Annotated in this window: 16 protein-coding genes; 12 read left to right on the top strand and 4 right to left on the bottom strand. The window is 60.5% G+C overall.

Annotated elements, in window-relative coordinates:
* Window positions 1–9: 9 nt before the first annotated feature.
* Together CXQ93_RS11545 and CXQ93_RS11540 are read right to left on the bottom strand one after the other, a co-directional pair.
* The gene (locus CXQ93_RS11545; protein WP_104110556.1) at window positions 10–2,550 is read right to left on the bottom strand and encodes an RNA helicase; all 2,541 of its coding nucleotides are present in this window, start codon (window positions 2,548–2,550) and stop codon (window positions 10–12) included.
* A 62-nt stretch (window positions 2,551–2,612) separates the two neighbouring features.
* Window positions 2,613–3,335, bottom strand: coding sequence for a YoaK family protein (locus CXQ93_RS11540; RefSeq protein WP_104110555.1), 723 nt, complete (start codon window positions 3,333–3,335; stop codon window positions 2,613–2,615).
* Window positions 3,336–3,411: 76 nt separating this feature from the next.
* On the opposite strand from CXQ93_RS11540, the gene CXQ93_RS11535 reads away from it, so the two are divergent.
* Genes CXQ93_RS11535 through CXQ93_RS11500 form a run of 8 tightly spaced genes read left to right on the top strand, consistent with a single transcriptional unit; the run spans window position 3,412 to window position 12,770 of the window.
* Window positions 3,412–5,160 carry an ABC transporter substrate-binding protein gene (locus tag CXQ93_RS11535; protein WP_258068909.1) on the top strand — a complete coding sequence of 583 codons (1,749 nt, stop codon included), beginning with the start codon at window positions 3,412–3,414 and terminating at the stop codon, window positions 5,158–5,160.
* Window positions 5,157–6,110, top strand: a complete 954-nt coding sequence (locus CXQ93_RS11530; protein WP_104110554.1) for an ABC transporter permease — start codon at window positions 5,157–5,159, stop codon at window positions 6,108–6,110. The genes CXQ93_RS11535 and CXQ93_RS11530 overlap by 4 nt, the downstream gene beginning before the upstream one ends.
* On the top strand, window positions 6,110–7,015 hold the full coding sequence (locus CXQ93_RS11525) for an ABC transporter permease (RefSeq protein ID WP_258068906.1): 906 nt from the start codon (window positions 6,110–6,112) through the stop codon (window positions 7,013–7,015). Before CXQ93_RS11530 ends, CXQ93_RS11525 begins: the two co-directional genes overlap by 1 nt.
* Before the next feature lie 3 nt (window positions 7,016–7,018).
* Window positions 7,019–8,836, top strand: coding sequence for a gamma-glutamyltransferase family protein (locus tag CXQ93_RS11520; RefSeq protein ID WP_104110553.1), 1,818 nt, complete (start codon window positions 7,019–7,021; stop codon window positions 8,834–8,836).
* Window positions 8,820–10,499 carry an ABC transporter ATP-binding protein gene (locus CXQ93_RS11515; protein ID WP_104110552.1) on the top strand — a complete coding sequence of 560 codons (1,680 nt, stop codon included), beginning with the start codon at window positions 8,820–8,822 and terminating at the stop codon, window positions 10,497–10,499. Before CXQ93_RS11520 ends, CXQ93_RS11515 begins: the two co-directional genes overlap by 17 nt.
* Entirely contained in the window at window positions 10,480–11,196 is a 717-nt protein-coding gene (locus CXQ93_RS11510; protein WP_258068905.1) for a GntR family transcriptional regulator, read from the top strand. The genes CXQ93_RS11515 and CXQ93_RS11510 overlap by 20 nt, the downstream gene beginning before the upstream one ends.
* A 21-nt stretch (window positions 11,197–11,217) precedes the next feature.
* Window positions 11,218–12,075, top strand: a complete 858-nt coding sequence (locus CXQ93_RS11505; protein ID WP_104110551.1) for a trans-aconitate 2-methyltransferase — start codon at window positions 11,218–11,220, stop codon at window positions 12,073–12,075.
* Window positions 12,072–12,770, top strand: a complete 699-nt coding sequence (locus tag CXQ93_RS11500; protein ID WP_104110550.1) for a PIG-L deacetylase family protein — start codon at window positions 12,072–12,074, stop codon at window positions 12,768–12,770. The genes CXQ93_RS11505 and CXQ93_RS11500 overlap by 4 nt, the downstream gene beginning before the upstream one ends.
* Before the next feature lie 22 nt (window positions 12,771–12,792).
* Here CXQ93_RS11500 and CXQ93_RS11495 read toward each other — a convergent pair whose 3' ends face one another.
* Both CXQ93_RS11495 and CXQ93_RS11490 read right to left on the bottom strand, forming a co-directional pair.
* Window positions 12,793–13,902, bottom strand: coding sequence for an FAD-dependent oxidoreductase (locus CXQ93_RS11495; protein ID WP_104110676.1), 1,110 nt, complete (start codon window positions 13,900–13,902; stop codon window positions 12,793–12,795).
* 49 nt (window positions 13,903–13,951) lie between these two features.
* Window positions 13,952–14,524: a flavin reductase family protein gene (locus CXQ93_RS11490; RefSeq protein ID WP_104110549.1), complete on the bottom strand. Its 573-nt coding sequence runs from the start codon at window positions 14,522–14,524 to the stop codon at window positions 13,952–13,954.
* A gap of 313 nt (window positions 14,525–14,837) precedes the next feature.
* On the opposite strand from CXQ93_RS11490, the gene acs reads away from it, so the two are divergent.
* The 4 genes from acs to CXQ93_RS11470 are packed head-to-tail and all read left to right on the top strand — an operon-like array spanning window position 14,838 to window position 19,844.
* Complete coding sequence (acs, locus tag CXQ93_RS11485) at window positions 14,838–16,796, top strand: acetate--CoA ligase (RefSeq protein ID WP_104110548.1); 1,959 nt, start codon at window positions 14,838–14,840, stop codon at window positions 16,794–16,796.
* Window positions 16,793–17,971 (top strand): dimethylsulfone monooxygenase SfnG, encoded by a 1,179-nt coding sequence (gene sfnG / locus CXQ93_RS11480; protein WP_104110547.1) that lies wholly within the window; start codon window positions 16,793–16,795, stop codon window positions 17,969–17,971. Before acs ends, sfnG begins: the two co-directional genes overlap by 4 nt.
* A complete protein-coding gene (locus CXQ93_RS11475; protein ID WP_104110546.1) occupies window positions 17,971–19,344 on the top strand; it encodes an O-acetylhomoserine aminocarboxypropyltransferase/cysteine synthase family protein in 1,374 nt (457 codons plus the stop codon). Before sfnG ends, CXQ93_RS11475 begins: the two co-directional genes overlap by 1 nt.
* On the top strand, window positions 19,341–19,844 hold the full coding sequence (locus CXQ93_RS11470) for a CoA-binding protein (RefSeq protein WP_104110545.1): 504 nt from the start codon (window positions 19,341–19,343) through the stop codon (window positions 19,842–19,844). The genes CXQ93_RS11475 and CXQ93_RS11470 overlap by 4 nt, the downstream gene beginning before the upstream one ends.
* Window positions 19,845–20,003 lie beyond the last annotated feature (159 nt).

Genomic DNA, 20,003 nt, shown 5'->3' with positions numbered 1-20,003 from the left:
CGTGCGCCGTTACATCCGGCTGAATTCCTTGAAGAGTACGACGGCGGCACCCGCCTCATTCGATGCGTCAAGATCCACAGTGGCGGACATAAACCAATCGTGGTTGCCTGCCGGATCAACGATAGTTTGGCGCACCTCCCACGTGGTGATGGACGGGGCGATGTGCAACAGGGACGGGCCGCGGGCGGCGGGGCCGGACTCAATGTATTCGTGTTCGTCCCAGTATTCATCCAGAGCATCGGCCCAGCGGTCGCCATCCCAGCCGTGATCGCCGTCGAGCTTCCCCAATGCCTCATAGTCATCATCGGCTGCGAGCTCCACACGGCGGAACAGCTCATTGCGGACCATGACTCTAAAGGCCCGGGCATTGTCGGTCAGACGCGGCGGGGCAGGCGGCAGCGCGGTGTCCTCCAGCGGAGTGTCGCTGGATTCGCCGTTGGTCATCTTCTCCCACTCATCCAGCAGGCTGGAGTCAACCTGACGGACCAGCTCGCCCAGCCAGGAGATGATGTCCTCGAGGTCCTCGCGCAGAGCATCCTGGGGGACGGTCTGGCGCAGGGCCTTGTAAGCGTCGGTCAGGTAGCGCAGCACAATGCCCTCAGAGCGAGCCAGCTGGTAGTACTGGACGTATTCGCCGAAGTTCATGGCGCGCTCATACATGTCGCGGATGATGGATTTGGGGCTGAGCTCAAAATCGCCCATCCACGGGGCAGCCTTGCGGTAGACCTCAAAGGCATCCGTGAGCAGCTCCAGAAGGGGCATGGGGTAGGTGACCTCGTCGAGGATCGCCATGCGCTCGTCGTACTCGATGCCCTGGGCCTTCATGTCCGTGATCTTCTCGGTGCGTTCCCGCTTGAGCTGGGCGGAGAGGATCTGGCGCGGCTTTTCGAGTGTGGCCTCAATGACGGAGATGACGTCCAGGGCGTAGCTGGGCGATTCCGCATCCAGCAGGTCCAAGGCAGCCAGAGCAAAGGGGGAGAGTGGCTGGTTCAGGGCGAAGTTCATCTGCAAGTGCACCGTGAGCCGCACCGTGCGGCCGTCATTCTCCAGCTCGTCCTCGGGGATGCGCTCGACAACGCCGGCACCGAGGAGTTCCCGGTACATGCCGATGGCTTTGCGCATCAGCACCCGCTGCTTGGACGGTGACTCGTGGTTGTCCGTCAGCAGGGCCTTGGCAGCCTGGAAGGGATCGCCCGGGCGTTCCAGCAAGTTCAGTAGCATGGCGTGAGTGATGGTGAAGCTGGAGGTCAGCGGTTCCGGCACGGACTCGGCCAAGCGCGTGAACGTGGGCTCACCCCAGCTGACAAAGCCCTGCTGCGGCTTCTTCTTGACCACCTGGCGCAGCTTCTTCTGATCGTCACCAAACTTGGCCACGGCCTTCGCCATAGCCTTGGTGTTTTCAATGACGTGCTCAGGGGCCTGCACAATGACTGTGCCGGCCGTGTCATAACCGGCGCGGCCGGCACGGCCCGCAATTTGCTGGAACTCACGCACCTGCAAAACGCGAGTGCGGACGCCGTCGTACTTGCTCAAAGCAGTCAGCAACACGGTGCGGATGGGCACATTGATGCCCACGCCCAAGGTGTCGGTGCCGCAGATGACCTTCATCAGGCCAGCCTGGGCCAACTGCTCCACGAGGCGGCGGTACTTGGGCAGCATGCCGGCGTGGTGCACGCCAATGCCGTGGCGGACCAGGCGGTTCAGGGTCTTGCCGAAGCCTGCGGAGAAACGGAACCCGGCAATGAGCTCGGCGATCTTATCCTTCTCCTCACGCGTGCACACGTTGATGCTCATGAGGGTCTGGGCGCGATCAATGGCCTCGGCCTGGCTGAAGTGCACCACATAAACAGGGACTTGCTTGGTGGCGAGGAGCTCCTCCAGGGACTCATGCACGCCGGTCTGCACGTAGTAGTAGTGCAGCGGGATGGGGCGCTCACCCGAGGACACAGTGGTGGTGTCCCGGTTGGTCAGCTCGGTGAGTTCCTTCTCGAAACGGCTGACATCACCCAGGGTGGCGCTCATGAGCAAGAACTGCGATTGCGGCAGCTCCAGCAAGGGCAGCTGCCAGGCCCAGCCACGCTGCGGGTCCGAGTAGTAGTGGAACTCGTCCATGATGACAACGCCCGCGTCGGCATCCTCACCCTCGCGCAACGCAATGTTCGCCAGAATCTCCGCCGTGCAGCAAATAATCGGGGCGTCCTGATTCACGGAGGAGTCACCGGTGATCATGCCCACGTTTTCGGCACCGAAGATCTCGCACAGGGCAAAGAACTTCTCGGAAACGAGTGCCTTAATGGGGGCTGTGTAGTAGCTGGCGGCGCCGCGGGCCATGGCGTTGAAGTGGGCTGCGATGGCCACCATCGACTTGCCCGAGCCCGTAGGAGTCGACAAAATTACGTTGTTGCCGCTGACCAGTTCCAGTGCGGCTTCTTCCTGAGCGGGGTACAGCTCCAACCCCCGGTCTAAGGTCCACTCCAAAAACGCGTCCAGAACGTCGTCGTCGGAAGAGGTCTGCGGATTCAGGGTGGCAAGCTGTTCAAGAAGATTCATGGTCCTCCCAGTTTAGCCTTTGAAACTAAAGCCGCCGCGCTGCTCCCGGGCAGGGACGGCGCTCACGAGGAGGTGGCCACTGCATCTACCATGACGCTGGCCTGGCTGTCCCTTTGGCAGCGGCGGTGACCAATGATGACGACGGTCAGAGTGATCGCTGCACTGGAGCCCAAGCCCAGCCACAGGCCAACATTTAGGGTCAGCGCTCCTAGTAAGGCGCCGAGCAGGATGAGTGCAACAGCCAACGCCCGACGCTGCCAATAGGCGCCCGAGCCTCCTGCCAGCCTTGACTCGGCGGCCAAGGCAGTGATCGTGGAGGTTACGACAACCGTGGTCACGTCTGTGACCTTCAGCCGGCGTGCGGAAGCGGCCTGGACGCCCATGACCAAGGCCATCCCCGAGGTGACGATGCTACCGGTCAATTCTGAGACCGGGGAGGAGATGAAAACGTCGATGACTGCTAGCGTGGCCAGTCCCAGCGCCACCAGCAGGAACATCCCACTAGTCTTTCCTGACCATCCCGGTGCGGCGTTGCGCAAAACCCGGCCTGCCATGGCCGCGCCGACCATGAAAAAGAGGAGTGCCAGCGCGGGGCCGAGGACGGGCAAATGCGAGCCGCCGGCCAAAGCCATGCCCAGGATGACGACGTTTCCGGTCATGTTTCCGGTAAATACCCGGTCAAGGCCAAGGTATCCGACAGCGTCCACGATGCCAGTGGAAAAGGTCAGCGCCAGCATCAGAATCAAGTGAAGCCGGTCGGTTTTGAGGGCTTTGGTTCGACGCATAGAAAATTATCCTCGGTTGAGTCTTGTAATGAAAGTATTCGAAGTATAGTGTTCAAGCAATATTGTATACAATTTCGTGTCAATTGATAATATTGAGACCGATCATTGGACTTCTATGCCGCACTTGCTGCACCCTCAGGGTTGGCTAAAAAGTACACCTGCCATGCATAATCCGAGGAGACGGGCGGCCAGCCTGGCCACAGGCCTCGTCTCGGCCGCCGCCTTGACGGTCGGCATGACTGCTTGCCTGCCGATCCAGCCCGTTGACAGCGGACCACCACACACAGACGTTCTGAGCGTTCCGATCGGTGACCAAACAATCATTGAAGGTGGAGACTTGGTCATGGCGCTGTCCGCCGAGCCCGACAGGCTGGACCCCACAACGTCTTCCTCGCTTTATACCCGGTATGTCATGCAGACAATGTGCCAGAAGCTCTACGACATTGACGGTGAAGGCGAACTGGTTCCGCAACTGGCAACCGCCCTGCCGAGCGTCTCCGAGGATGGGTTGACCGTAACGATCCCGGTCAGGCAGGACGCCACGTTTGCTGACGGGACGCCATTTGATGCGAACGCTGTCAAGGTGACCCTAGAACGCGGCCTGACCATGAAGGGCTCCGGACGGAAGAGTGAACTTGGGCCTATCGATTCCGTGGAGGCCCTCGACGCGTCACGGGTCCAAATTACTTACCAGCGCCCCTTTGCCCCGCTTACCGCGGCCCTTGCCGACCGGGCCGGAATGATCCTCTCACCCGCAGCGCTTGCGAACGACGATGCCACCTTTGGCGACCACCCCATTTGTGTTGGGCCCTTCAAGTTCGTCAAGAGAGTTCCCCAGACATCGATCACTGTTGCGCGGGATCCGTTGTACTACGATGCCAAGAACGTGCACCTGGACACCATCACCTACCGCATCATGACGGATTCAAATATCCGTGCAGCCAACCTCCGTTCGGGGGATGTCCAGGTTGCGGACTCCATCTCGCCTCAGGATATTGACGCACTCGCCCAACAACGCAATGTTGGTGTGCTGCAAGTGGGTTCCTTGGGCTACCAGGGTTTGACCGTCAATATTGGCAACACAGCAGGAGTTGGCAAACCTTACGGGGCCGTTGATACGCCCCTTGCACGCGAGGCGCTCGTCCGCCAAGCGCTCTCGATGGCGATAGACAGGAAAGCTCTGGTCAATACGGTCTTTAACAATTGGTACGAACCGGCATGTTCTCCCATCCCGGCAACGAGCCCGTTCACCTCGCCGGAGAGCGAGGCCTGCCCCGAGTACAACCCGGAAAAGGCCCGAGAATTGCTCAAGGAAGCTGGCGTCAGTATTCCGTATGAGGCCAAGCTACTCGTCAGTAATACCCCGGACAGCCTGCGCCTAACCCAGGCCCTGCAGGCCGCCGTCGTTGCGGGTGGGTTCAGTCTGACAATCCAGCCTGTTGAATATTCAACGTTGCTGGATGTTCAGGACCGCGGTGATTTCCAGCTGTTGCAACTGGGCTGGTCCGGACGTCCCGACCCGCACGGCAATATGTACAACTTCCTGTCCACCGGCGGAGGCAATAACGTGGCTGGCTACAGCCGGCCCGAAATGGACGAATTGCTGACGCAGGCATCACAAACCATTGACACGGCGCAGCGGGCCAAGTTGTACGGCCAAGCCATCGCACAGGTCCAGAAGGACAATTCGATCATCTACCTGTATCGAAATCGCAGCCTGACCGCCTACAGCACTACGGTTGCGGGAATCGCAACTTATTCTGACGGTGTGGTCCACCTCAGCAATGCCGCCTTCGTTGAAGCCACGCAAGGAGCGGAGAAATGATTCGCTACGCATTCACCAAACTCTGGCAATCCGCGCTCACGTTGTTGCTGGCGTCCATCGTCGTCTTTATTGGAGTGCGGATGCTGCCGGGGGATCCCGCGCGGGCCATGGCGGGTGAAGATGCCAGCCCGGAACAGCTGGCGGCCATGAGAGAGCAGTTGGGGCTCAATGCCTCGCTGCCCCATCAATTCCTGACATATTTGGGCAATCTGTTGAGCGGTGACCTTGGGAATTCCACCCGTACGGGCACCCCGGTGGTGGAGATGATTGCCGCGACACTGCCGGTGACGTTGTGGTTATCGGCCTATGCAATTGCTATCGCTGTCATTGTGGGAGTGCTTTTCGGAGTCATTGCAGAGCGTTTCCGTGGGCGGTGGCCCGAGTGGTTCACCAACGGGTTCGCCTTGATTGGCTTGTCTGTGCCGAACTTCTGGCTCGGCATACTTGCCATTTTGTACCTTGCAGTGTCGCTGGGCTGGTTCCCAGCTTCTGGATACGTTGATATCTTGTCCGATCCGCTCAAGGGACTCTATTACCTAACACTGCCAGCCATTATTCTGGGAACGTCGCTGGCCGCCGTCATTATGCGCCAGACGCGTGCATCGATGATCGAAACCATGAGTACCGATTATGTCCGGACGGCCAAAGCCAAGGGCCTCAGTGGTGGCCGGGTGCTGCTGCGGTATGGCCTGCGCAATTCACTCATCGTGGTCGTGACAATAGTTGGCCTGCAATTGGGCGGACTGATTTCCGGGGCTGTTGTCACCGAGCGCATCTTCGCCTTGCCCGGCTTCGGAAAACTCACACTCGATGCGGTGTTTACCCGGGACTATCCGGTCATTGAAGCTGTCGTGCTGATCATTACCCTCAGCTACATTGTGATCAACCTAGCCGTGGATGTCCTTTACTCGGTGATCAACCCACGCATACGAATCGGAGGAAGCAACTGATGACCATGACAAAATCCCCGCCCCGTGACAAAAGCCTAACGTCGGAAGCCATGGGAATTGGCTCGGGCAGGGGGCGCCTGTGGCGCTCCTTGCGCGGCAACCGCCTCGGCATGGTTGGCGGTGTCCTGATGGCGCTCGTTGTCCTGCTGGCGATACTCGCTCCTGTTATTGCCCCCTATGGTCCGGCCGAGGTGCATTTCGACACTCCCTTTCAGAAGCCTGGCACCGTTGGGTTCCTGCTGGGAACAGATGATTTGGGCCGGGACATCTTGTCCCGCCTGCTGTTTGGTATGCGGGCTTCCCTGGAAGTAGGCGCCCTGTGTGTTTTGCTGTCCATTGTGGTGGGCGCCCCGCTGGGCCTGCTGGCCGGCTACTGGAAGTGGCTCGATGCCTTCATCTCACGCCTGACCGATGTGACGTTGGCCTTTCCGTTCTTGATCATTGCCGTCGGCCTGGCGGCCATCAGCGGGCCCAGCCTCCAAAATGCCGCGATAGCCCTCGGCATCGCACACATCCCCACCATGATCCGGGTGGTTCGCGGCGAAACGCTGCGCATCAAGGAAAGCGACTTTGTCCTAGGGGCCAAGACCATGGACGCGTCAGGGCTCAGAATCGTGTTCACACATGTGTTGCCCAACGCAGCCAGTTCCATCATTGTCCAGGCAACTGTCATCATGCCGGTCGCAGTCATTGGCGAGGCACTGCTCTCATTCCTTGGCCTGGGCATCCAACCGCCCACTCCAAGCCTAGGCATCATGCTTTCCGATGCTCAGCAGTACATGTTCCGTTCACCCACGGCAGCCATCGTTCCTGGTGTGGGTATCGCCATGATCTGCCTGGCGTTCAACCTCTTCGGGGACGCCTTGCGCGACGCCTTCGACCCCACAGCAACAAGCCGAAAGTAGCCCATGACTTACACAGAACCCTGCGACTTCCTGACCCGCCCCACACTCCAAGGCACCTTCGGAATGTCCGCCTCCACACACTGGCTGGCGACAGCCACCGCCCAGGCCGTCCTGGAGCGGGGCGGAAACGCCTTCGATGCCGCCGCCGCCGCCGGCTTTGTACTGCACGTTGTTGAGCCGCACCTCAACGGTCCCGGAGGCGACATGACGGCCGTGTTCGCCACCGTCGAAAACCCCGCAGAGCCAGTCATTCTTGTTGGTCAAGGTCCGGCGCCGGCTGCGGCAACAAGAGAGCATTACCTGGCAGAAGGGCTTGAACTGGTTCCAGGTGCCGGCGCACTGGCGGCGGCCATCCCAGGTGCTGTCGATGCGTGGTTGCTCCTGCTCCGGGACCAGGGCACATGGGAGCTGGCGGACGTGTTGGCCTTCGCCGTGGGCTATGCCCGCAATGGCCACCCGCTGCTTGCCCGGGTATGTGCCACCATCGGAACAGTGGCTGAACTCTTGAGCGAACACTGGCCAAGTTCCGCTGAGCTATGGCTGCCAGAGGGCAGGATCCCCCAAGAGGGGGAACTGTTCCGCAACGAGGCGTACGCGCAGGTCCTCGAGCGGCTTGTCGCGTCCGGCAGCCTCGCTTCCGGAAACCGAGCTGACCGCATCGATGCCGCTCGGCGTGAATGGTCCACAGGATTCGTGGCCAAGGCTGCCGTTGAATTTCAGGCCCAGCCCCACCGCCATTCATCCGGCACAGACCACGCTGGCGTCATGGACATGGCGGACTTTGCCGGCTTTGAGGCCAGTTATGACACGGCCGCGACCCTAGAGTTTCGGGGTCACACGGTGGCCAAGACGGGGGCTTGGGGGCAAGGACCGGTGCTCCTGCAGACTCTTGCCATTCTTGCCGGCTTCGACGACGAATACCTGGACCCCTCAACCGCGATCGGGGCACACACCATTTTGGAAGCTGAAAAGCTGGCGTTCGCGGATAGGGATGCTTACTACGGCGATACGGCCGTTGACCTGGACTACCTCCTCAGCGCCGAATACGCAGCTGAACGCCGAGCCTTGATCAGTGATGTGGCCAATGCGGAGTTCCGGCCTGGCACGATCCCCGGAACAACTCCATTTATCCCGCCCTTACGGACCGAGTACCTCCCGCCGGCACTGTTGGGCGCCGGCGAGCGCGGGTTCGCGGGTGTAGGCGAACCCACCGTGAGCCCGGCAGGAGAGATGCGCGGAGACACCTGTCACATCGATGTTGTTGACCAGTGGGGGAACATGATCTCGGCAACGCCCTCGGGAGGGTGGCTGCAGTCATCACCGACCATCCCGAAACTAGGCTTCTGCCTGGGGACCCGACTCCAAATGACCTGGTTGGAAGAAGGTGCACCCTCCTCATTGGAGCCGGGCAAACGCCCCCGGACCACGCTCACCCCCACCCTCGTCTTCAAAGATGGTGTGGCAGTGACGGCCCTCGGTTCCCCGGGCGGTGACCAGCAGGACCAATGGCAGCTGCTCTATCTGCTGCGCACTCTGGTTGGCGGGTATACACCGCAGCAGGCCGTCGATGCCCCCGCCCTGCACAGCACCTCGATTGCCGGGTCCTTCTGGCCGCGCACCTGGACTCCGGGCGGTGCTGTCGTTGAAGACCGACTCGGTGAAGACGTGATTACCGAACTTGAACGGCGAGGGCACGTCGTGACCCGGGCAGGCGACTGGGCGCTTGGCCGGCTCTCATCCGTCGGCCGAGACAACCACACCGGGCTGCTGACCGCATCAGCCAATCCACGAGGAGCGCAGGGTTATGCAGCAGGACGTTAACGAGTCAGCTTTCCATGATGCCGGGCAGATCGGGACAGCCTCCGGGGCGCCACTGCTAGAAGTGCAGAACCTAGAAGTTAGCTTCGGCGAGGCGCCGGTGCTGAAGTCAGTGAGTTTCACCGTCAACCGCGGCGAACGCGTTGCCATCGTGGGACAGTCCGGATCCGGAAAGTCCACTTCGATAGGAGCCATTCTTGGCCTACTGCCGGGCAACGGCCATATCAGCGGTGGCACCATCACCCTGGATGGACAGATCATCAGCGGGGCCGGCGAGCAGCAGATGCGCCAGATTCGAGGGCGCAAGATTGGGCTGGTGCCGCAAGACCCAATGTCCAACCTGAACCCCGTGATGAAGGTCGGTGCCCAGATCGCGGATGCCCTTGCCGCGGCAGGACACCGTGGCCGAGCCAACATTCGTCAGCGGGCGGTGGCCTTGATGACCGAAGCCGGTATCCCGGATGCGGCCAGACGCTACAGTCAATTTCCCCATGAATTTTCCGGAGGCATGCGGCAGCGGATGCTGATTGCCATCTCACTGGCTGGTGAGCCGGAGCTGCTCATTGCCGACGAGCCGACCTCTGCACTGGATGTGACGGTGCAGCGCCAAATACTGGACCACTTGCAAACGCTGGTTGATGCCAGAGGTACGTCCTTGCTGTTCATTACCCATGATCTTGGGTTGGCGGCGGACAGGACAGACCGCATCATCGTCATGTCGGAGGGCAAAATAGTAGAGGTTGGCACGCCCCAAGAGATTCTGTTCCAGCCTCAGGAGGAGTACACCCGTCGGCTGGTGGCCGCCGCACCTTCACTGCTTGCCACTGTGTCAGGAGTTGTGGAGGTCATGCCCGAGCTGTCGGAGGTCCCAGACACGCTGGGGAACCCAATCCTTGAGGTGAAGGGCTTGGTCAAGGAGTTTCGCCTGCGTAACCAGCGGGGGGCAACCTTTCTCGCGGTGGACAATGTCAAATTCTCAGTCGCCCGTGGCACCACCACAGCGATTGTTGGTGAATCCGGCTCGGGAAAGACCACGGTTGCCCGCATTATTCTCGGCCTGGAAAACGCAAGTAGTGGCGAGGCCCTCATCGACGGAATGAGTATCTCCGGAAGCCAGGCACAGGATCGCCGTGCGCTCAGGCGCAAGGTTCAGCCCGTATTCCAGGACCCCTATGGTTCGCTGGATCCCACCTACAGCATTGAGCGGCTCATTGATGAGCCGCTGCGCGTCTTCAAGGTGGGGGATCGAAGCTCGCGGCAGGCCAGGGTGGCCCAACTCCTCGATCAGGTGGCTCTGCCGCGCGGGGTGGCGCAGCGTAGGCCCAATGAGCTCTCTGGAGGTCAGCGGCAACGTGTGGCCATAGCACGGGCCTTGGCTTCGGAACCGGAGATGCTGATCTGTGACGAAGCCGTTTCTGCGTTGGACGTGCTCGTACAGGAACAGATCTTGGCGCTGCTGAAGGAGCTGCAAGACGGCCTAGGCCTGAGTTACCTGTTCATCACCCACGACTTGGCGGTGGTTCGCCAGATTGCACACCAAGTTGTTGTGATGAAATCGGGTAGGGTCATCGAAGACGGGAGTGTGGAAAAAGTTTTCATGACACCCGAGGACGAATATACGAGGGAACTACTTGGAGCAATACCCGGTGCAGCATTCGCACGATAACCCGGAACCGGCACTGAACCAGAGTGTCCAAGACGAAATTCGACAGGACATCATCCTTGGTGTGCTGCCGTCGGGTAGCCGTGTCACCGAGAGTGCCCTGGCTAAAAAATATGGCATGTCCAGGGTGCCTGTCCGTGAGGCCCTGCGCGGACTGGAGATGGAGGGCTTTGTTGTCTCCAGACCGTATGCCGGTTCCACTGTGGCGGCCATTCCGGTTGACGAGGCCGACGATCTTTTTGCAGTTCGAGAGTCCCTGGAATCAGTCATCGCTCGCAGGTCTGCCCGGCGGGCTGCAGCCCAATTCACCGCCGGTCAGCCTGATGACGGCTGGTGGAAGACACGGAAGGAAATTGCCGGGATCTTACAAAGCGGCGATGCGGCCGTCGCCGCTGATGAGCAGGAACTTTTGCCTGATTTAAATATCAGGTTCCACCTGGCCATTGCAGAATTGAGTGCCAGCACGTCCTTGGGGGCGCTATTGCGGCAAATTGCCCGGAAAATCGAGTGGCTGTACGCAACGGATGTGAGTTCACGCGGCAAACACTCCTGGGCTGAGCACTGGGCCATCATGGCCGCCATAGATGCCGGCAATGCTGACTTGGCCGGCGAGCTCATGTGTTCCCATGTGCATCAGTCCTGGGTGGGCTATGCCAGCCGCTTCCATGGGGTGGGCGCAGAACTCCCTGCACGGAAATAGCAGCTGTGGCAAGATAACGCCATGACAGATCAACCATTTCTATGGGAACCAACTCAGTACCGTAAGTTCGGCGATTTCCGCGACCGGCCGTTCTTCGATCTGACCGCCCGCATTGGGGCTGCGGCCCCTGCACAGGTGGTTGATCTTGGCTGCGGCCCGGGCAATCTCACGGCCACCTTGGCGCAGCGGTGGCCGCAGGCATCCGTGCTGGGCCTGGACAGTTCGGCCGCCATGGTGGCGCAGGCGCAGGCGCTGATCCCCGGCGCTTCCGCTGCGCCTGCTCATTCCGCGGACGACGGCGGCACCCCCTTGGCTGCCAGCCCACACCTTGCGCCTGGGCTCGCTTTTGTGCAAGGCGACATTGCCTCGTGGGCGCCCACACCCGAGACGGATGTTATTGTCTCCAATGCCGCCCTGCAATGGGTCCCGCAACACCGCGAACTCATGTCGGGCTGGTTGGCGGCCATGCACCCTGGCGCGTGGCTGGGAGTGCAGGTACCGGGAAACTTTGGAGCGCCGTCGCACGTCTTGATGCGAGAGCTCGCTCAAAGCGCCCGGTGGCGCAAGCAACTGGGCGGGGTTCTGCGGCACGAGGATGCAGTGGCCGAACCTGCGCTCTATCAGGAGTTGTTCCTGAAGGGTGGGGCCAGGGTGGATGTGTGGGAGACAACGTACAGTCAGCTACTGCAGGGTGAAAACCCGGTCCTGGAGTGGGTTCGCGGCACAGCGCTGAGGCCCGTCCTAGGTGCTCTGTCGCCAAGCGACTCTACGGCGTTCGAGCACGAGTACGCCGCAGTGGTGGCCAAGGCCTATCCTGCTGGAGAGCATGGCAGCAACTTTGAGTTCCGGCGCATTTTCATGGTGGGAGAGAAACAATGACGGGTCTTCAACAGTTTCCGCAGGACTGGCAACGCGCCCTGGTTCTGGTGGCGCACCCAGATGACCCCGAATATGGAATGGGCGCCGCGGTGGCACAGTGGACGGCGGCGGGCAAAGCGGTCAGCTATGTGCTGGCCAGCCGTGGTGAGGCAGGGATTGCTGGCATGCCGCCGGGGCAGTCCGGTCCGCTGAGGTCCCTGGAACAGCAGAACGCCTGCGCCCGGGTGGGCGTCACGGATCTAGTATTTCTCGATCACCCGGACGGGCGGATTGAGGGTGGTATGGCGTTGCGCCGAGACTTTGCACGGGAGATCCGCCGCGCGCGGCCAGACGTGGTGCTGACCCTGAACCACCGGGATGAATGGGGTCCGGGCCAATGGAACTCCGCCGATCACAGGGCTGTGGGCCGCGCGGTGCTGGACGCTGTTGGCGACGCAGACAACGAATGGATCTTCCCGGAATTGCTCGACGAAGGCCTAGCCCGCCACAAGGTCCGCTGGGTTGCGATCAGTTCACCGCAGCCTACGCACACCCAAGTCGTGTCGGCCATGAGCATTGACAAAGCCGTCGCGTCCTTGGCTGAACACCGCGAGTACCTCCGCGCCCTCAGCGACGCACCGGTGGAGGAACAGGCGCGGAAGCAAATAGACATGGTGACTGCCGGCGGCGCCGTGGCGTTCGAAGTCTACGGCTGAGTTTGCCGGGAGACAGGGAGTTTCATTGTTGGCGAGGCACCTGGAAGAGCTCCGGGGCAGAGACGCCATCAGCAAGATCAGCCAGCACACGGCCAATGGCCGGTGTGAATTTGAAGCCATGGCCCGAGAAGCCAGCGCCAACCACCACTGGTCCAAATCGATCCAGGATAAAGTCTCCGGAATCGGTTGACGTGTAGGTGCAACTGATGGGTTCGCACTGCTCGGCATCCAAACCGGGGAACCACTCGCGCACGTAGCGTCGCAGCGCCTCAAGTTGCGTGTCCTCCGCGGTGAAATTCCGCGCATCCGGATCCACCACCGGACCAACACCGTGCCAACCGACTTTAATCCCTTCCCCCGGGGTCAGCATGCCGTAGGTAGGGCTGTACCAATAGTCATCGGCTGTTACTCCCGGATCAGGGTTGTGGTTAAAACTTGGCCACTGATGATCATTGCTGAGAAGGCGGAAGTGGGCTGGCTGTTCCTGGGTGACCACCAAGCGGGGGAGTTCCACCAACCCAGTAAGCACCTTACGAGTCCAGGCACCGGCCGTGACAATGACACGTGGGGCACGGTATTCCTCGGCGTCAGTGACAACTGCGACAAGGTCTTGGCCCAAGACGGTGATGTCCCGGACAGGTGATGTGTAGTGGAAGCTTGCACCGCGGGATTCGGCGGCCTGCCGCAACGCTTGCAGTGCCGTGGCAGCTCGGACCCTGCCGGCTTCCGGAACGTATAGCACATCGCCGCGAAAACGCATGCCTGCCCAGCGTTCCGTTGCCTCTTGTGGGGAGAGAAAAAAACTATCCAGGCCAAAGTTCTGCTGAGCGTCATGGGTGCGCTTCAGAGATTTGATATCGCCGTGGTTGACCAGACCTATCAGGTCCAAGAGTTTCAGACCGGTCTCTTGCGCCAGGTCATCCCAGAGTTCGCGGGCTTCACGGACCAATTTCAGGTACACAGCATCTTGATAGGCCGTGTTGAAATTGCGGGTTTCACCGTGCGATGCACCCATCGTGTGACCCGCGGCAAATTGTTCCAGCACCACCACGGATTTACCTTGACGGGCAACGCTCAAAGCTGCGGCCGAACCCATGGCACCTGCGCCAATGACAATCACATCTGTTTGAATACTCACGATGTCTACTTTAATGCCGGTGAGAGCTTTGCCGCGGTTGGAGCTACTGAACTACTGAGGTTTCGCTCAGAGAGTGCCAGGTGCGGTCGTGGTAGACCAGCGGGCGGGCTTGTTCTGCTGTGCGGCTGGATTCACCCGGCAGATCCACCTGCAAAATCTGCACGGCAACCACTGTGGAATCGCCGGCATCCATCTGATTGACAATCCGGCCACGCATCCATGCGTTGGCGGATGGCAGCACCGGTTCCCCGGTGACCAGACGCGACCAGATGGACGTGTCGGCGAATCGGTCGATGCCGCTGGTGGCAAAATTCTTGGCCAGGCTGATTTGATCGGCGCCCAAAAGGTGGATGACCACAGTCTCGGCCTGCTTGATCGTCGGAGTCGAGGACGACGCTGAGGACAAGGAAAATACCACTAAAGGCGGATTTGCTGAGACGGAAATAACTGAGGTTGCCGTCAGCCCAACAGGGCCGTTTCCGATGTCAGCGGTGATGACAGCTACGCCGGCAGGATGGTTCCGGAACGCAGATTTGAAGTCATCGGCGCTGAGCATGTCTGAGAAACCATGATGATTGGCCTGCTCTGGCTCTGCGAAAACGGTTGACTGCGACATGGGAACTCCTTCATTACGGCCAGAATGGGCCTGGACTGCGGCTGCTGTCATGAGTGAAAAACTATCACCCCAGTGAACTAGTGGACGATTTTAGGTGACTAAATGTGGCCCTCTACTGCATTTGTTCCACATAGTGACCATTTATGACCCGATAATTTGGCGTGTAACGCACTTGTGAGGTCTAGTTATGAAGAAATATTTCTTGCGAGCAATAAACCTGGACCCATGATGGCGCACCCTGACGCCTGCACGCGGGGGCATTGATAGATGCCTGTTCCGGGAGGCTGCAAAAGCCAGGATTGATGGAGTTTTTATGAGTACCACCAGCATTGCCCCCACCGCTAGTACGGTGCGTTCTGAAGAGGACGCATCCAGAGTGAATTTCTGGGTCGAACAAGCCCAGCGGCTCGATTGGGCACAGCCCTGGCATACGGACCATACCTTTGTCTCGGCCTTTGACCCGGTAACAGACGAACTTCGCGTCCCCAGTATTGAGTGGTTTGCCGGAGGCAAGCTCAACGCCGCCGTCAACTGCGTAGACCGGCATGTCAGCGCCGGCCGTGGTGAAAAAGTTGCCTTGTACTGCGAGGGCGAGCCCGGTGACCGCCGGGCCATCACATACAAGGAACTCCAAGATGAGGTGTGCCAGGCAGCAAACGCGCTGACAGCTCTGGGCATTGGCAAGGGTGACCGCGTGGTCATTTACCTTCCCGTCATTGCCGAAACCATCATCATCACCTTGGCTGTGGCCCGGATTGGCGCCGTCCACTCGCTCGTCTTTGGCGGGTTCTCGGCCGAAGCGCTGAAGTTCCGTGTTGAAGACACCGGAGCCAAGCTTCTGGTCACCACCGACGGGCAGTTCCGCCGCGGCAAAGCCGTTCCCGTGAAAGCTAACGCAGACGCCGCGGTCTCGGGCGAAAATTCTATTGAGCACGTCCTCGTGGTGCGCCGCACAGGCTCCGACATTGAGTGGACCGAGGGTAGGGACATTTGGTGGCATGAGACGGTTGACCTGGCCAGCACGGAGCACACTGCAGAGTACTTTGACGCGGAAACACCGCTCTTCATCATGTACACCTCCGGCACCACCGGCCAGCCCAAGGGCCTGGTTCATACCACCGGCGGCTACCTCACCCAAGCGTCCTACACTCACGAACTGCTGTTCAGCAACCCTGATCCTGATTTGCGCGATCAAGATGTTCACTGGTGCACGGCCGATCTTGCCTGGGTCACGGCGCACACCTACGAAATTTACGGGCCGCTGAGCAATGGCGTCACCCAAGTCATCTTCGAAGGCACCCCCAACACCCCGCACCCTGGCCGCCACTTTGAGATCATTGAACGCTACGGTGTCACCAGCTACTACACGGCGCCAACGCTAGTCCGCTCCCTCATGGGCTGGTTCCCCGACGGCGTCCCGGCCCACCACGATCTGTCCTCCCTGCGCCTGCTCGGAACCGTCGGTGAGGCCGTCAACCCGCAGGCGTGGAACTGGCTCCGCGATCAACTCGGTGGCGGCACTCTGCCCATGGTGGACACCTGGTGGCAGTCAGAAACGGGAGCCACCATCCTCTCCCCGCGTCCCGGTGACAGCGAGTTCAAACCAGGCTGTGCCTCCCGTGCCATGCCGGGCGTGAGTGTCCGGATCGTGGACGACGCCGGAACGGACGTTGCGCACGATGTCCAGGGTTTGATTGTGGTTGACGGGATAGGCCCGGCCATGGCCCGGACGGTGTGGGGAAACCCGCAGCGCTACCTGGACTCCTACTGGCGTAAGTTCGCGGCGCAAGGCTACTTCCTTGCTGGCGATGGCGCCCGGTATGACGCCGACGGTCATATCTGGATTCTGGGCCGCATCGATGATGTCATCAACATCTCCGGTCACCGGCTTTCCACCATCGAAATCGAATCGGCACTGATCACTCATCCCAATGTCATTGAAGCTGGTGTCACTCCGGTGACTGATGCGCTGACCGGCCACGCCGTGGTGGCCTTCGTGGTCCTGGCGGACACCGAATCGCACTCCACAGCGGAAGTCCAGGAGCAGTTGCGTGCCCACGTGGCACACAAGATTGGGCCTATTGCCAAGCCAGCAGCCGTCGTCGTAGTTCCCGATGTTCCCAAGACTCGTTCCGGGAAAATCATGCGACGGCTGCTGACCCAAATGTTTGAGGAGACGCCCTTGGGCGATGCCACCTCGCTGCAAAACGAAGAATCAATGGCCGGAATTATTGCCGCCGTTACCCAGTACAAAAAGAAGGATCACTCATGAGTATCGCTCCCGTAAACATTGCAGACCTCGCCACCCCGCTCAAATTTGCCTATTGGGTGCCCAACGTTTCCGGCGGGCTCGTGGTGAGCACCATCGAGCAGCGCACCGACTGGAGCTTTGAGTACAACAAGAAGCTGGCTCAGATCGCTGAAAATAGCGGCTTCGAGTGCGCCCTGACCCAGACTCGCTACGCCGCCTCCTACGGCGCCGATCAGCAGCATGAGGCAACGAGCTTCTCCCTCGCCCTGCTCGGTGCGACGGAGCGCTTGAAGGTTATCGCCGCAGTCCACCCGGGCATGTGGCACCCCGGCGTATTGGCCAAATTCATCATCACTGCCGATCACCTCTCCAACGGCCGCGCCGCCGTGAACATTGTGTCCGGCTGGCTCAAAGACGAGTTCGTCAACTTTGGTCTCGACTGGCTGGAGCACGACGAACGCTACGTCCGCACCGAGGAATTCATCCGGGTGCTGCGGGGGCTCTGGACGGAGAAGGACTTCTCACAGGCCGGCAAGTACTACAACATCAATAACTTCACGCTCAATCCGGCACCCGTTGACGTGCCCGGACGCCCCCACCCGGAGATCTTCTTCGGCGGTAATTCCACCGCTGCCCAGGCAACTGCAGGCCGCGTGGCTGACTGGTACTTCTCCAATGGCCGCACCTTGGAGGGTTACACCGAAAACGTCAACGGCGTGTTGGCCGCAGCTGCCGAGTCCGGCCGCAAGCCGCGCTTTGGCCTCAACGGCTTCGTCATTGCTCGTGACACGGAAAAGGAAGCACGCGAGACCCTGCGCGAGATCGTAGCCAAGGCACACCGTCCCGCCGTGGAAGGCTTCGCCGCCGCAGTCAAGGAAGCCGGAGCCTCCACCAAGGATGGCAAGGGCATGTGGGCAGATTCCTCCTTCGAGGACCTGATCCAGTACAACGACGGCTTCAAGACCGAACTGATCGGCACCCCGGAGCAGATCGCCACCCGCATCGTGGAGTACAAGAAGCGCGGCGTAAACCTGCTGCTGACTGGCTACCTGCACTTCCAGGAAGAAACGGCCGCTTTTGGGCGGGACGTCATGCCTATTGTGCGCGAACTCGAGGCCGATTTGGCTCGCAAGCACGGCACCGAGCTGGATACCTCCCTGCTGCCGATCACCAACTTTGACAAGGTGAGTGTCTAATGACTGAACATTCTTTCGGTTTCCGCACGCGAGCTTTGCACGCTGGCGGCACGCCTGATTCGGAGCATGGCGCCCGCGCGGTGCCCATCTACCAGACCACGTCCTTCGTGTTCAAGGACACCGACGACGCCGCCAACCTCTTTGCGCTGCAGAAGTACGGCAACATTTACTCACGCATTGGCAATCCCACAGTGGCCGCCTTTGAGGAGCGCATAGCCTCTCTGGAGGGTGGCATCGGTGCTGTTGCGACGGCGTCGGGCATGGCCGCGGAATTCGTCACCTTTGCTGCATTGGCTGGGGCCGGGGACCATATTGTGGCCTCGTCCAAGCTCTATGGCGGAACCATTACTCAGCTCGATGTGACACTGCGCCGCTTCGGTGTGGAGACCACCTTCATCGATTCCAATGATCCGGCCGATTTTGCTGCGGCGATCAAGGAGAACACGAAGGCGGTGTACACGGAGATCGTGGCGAACCCCTCCGGTGACATTGCCGATCTTGAGGGACTGGCCAACGTGGCGCATGCAGCCGGCGTGCCTTTGGTGGTTGATGCCACCCTGAGCACCCCGTACCTGATCCGGCCCATTGAATTCGGTGCCGACATTGTGATCCACTCGGCCACGAAGTTCCTGGGCGGGCACGGCACCACCTTGGGTGGCGTGGTGGTGGAATCCGGTCGTTTCAACTGGGGCAACGGCAAGTTCCCGTCCATGACCGAACCCGTAGCTTCCTACGGCAACGTGTCCTGGTGGGGCAACTTTGGCGAGTACGGTTTCCTGACCAAGCTGCGCTCGGAGCAGTTGCGCGACATTGGTCCCGCGCTCTCGGCACAGTCTGCCTTCCAATTGCTGCAGGGAGTGGAGACACTGCCGCAGCGCATGGATGAGCACCTCCGCAACGCCGCCGCTGTAGCTGCCTGGCTTGAAGCCGACGAGCGCGTGTCCTGGGTTCAGTTCGCAGGGCTGCCTAGTCACCCGCACTTTGAGCGTGGACAGCACTACCTGCCCAAGGGTGTGGGTTCCGTGTTTGCTTTCGGTGTGCGCGGGGGACGTGCTGCCGGCAAGAAGTTCATCGACTCGCTCCAGTTGGCAAGCCACTTGGCCAACATTGGCGATTCCCGCACCCTGGTGCTGCACCCGGCGTCCACCACCCACCAGCAGCTCTCACCGCAGCAGCTTGTTGCCGCCGGAGTTCCCGAGGACTTGATCCGCATCTCCATTGGTCTGGAAGATCTGGACGATATCCTGTGGGACCTTGATCAGGCACTGACCATTGCCCAGGAGTTCATCGCAAGCAGCGCTGTTGATGCGCAGGCTACTGACGATTCTGATGACGAAGCAGCACCGTCCTGCACGATCGGAGCAAACGCATGAGCACCGCTAGCACGCCGGCACGCACGCGGATTGGCCCTTCGGCTCCGGAACGCCTCGCCATCTTGCGCAAGACGCAGTCCATCGCCATTGTGGGCGCCTCGGATAAACCGTCACGGGCCAGCTACTTCGTAGCTACCTACCTGCTCTCCTCTAGCCGCTACCGGGTCTACTTTGTGAACCCTGTGGCTACGGAGATCCTGGGCCAGCCGGTGTACAGGACACTGGCCGATTTGCCGGAGGATCCTGATCTGGTGGATGTGTTCCGCCGCCATGATGATCTGCCCACCGTCCTGGATGAAGCCATTGCCGTCGGGGCCAAGACCCTGTGGCTGCAGCTGGGCTCGTGGCACGAGGACGTTGCGGCGAAGGCTGAAGCCGCCGGTATGGAAGTGGTCATGGACCGCTGCGTGAAGATTGAACACGCCCGCTTCCATGGTGGACTGCACCTGGCTGGCTTCGATACCGGCGTCATCTCCTCCAAGCGGCAGGTTGTCGCCTAGGAAACCGCTCCCGATTATCCGGTTGCCGGACGATTGACGGAAAAGTGACGGCGCTTGCCGGTTCGGATGGTCTTAGACGGCTGTCCGAACCCGCGAGCGCCGTCCCTTTCCGTTGGGGCAGCTCCGCTCCGCTGATCGAGTGTCCACTTAACGTACGTT

The sequence above is a fragment of the Arthrobacter sp. N199823 genome (genome assembly GCF_002929705.1).
Lineage (GTDB): Bacteria > Actinomycetota > Actinomycetes > Actinomycetales > Micrococcaceae > Specibacter.
Note: the sequence above shows the minus strand (reverse complement) of the source record. Positions and strands in the feature narration are given on the sequence as shown.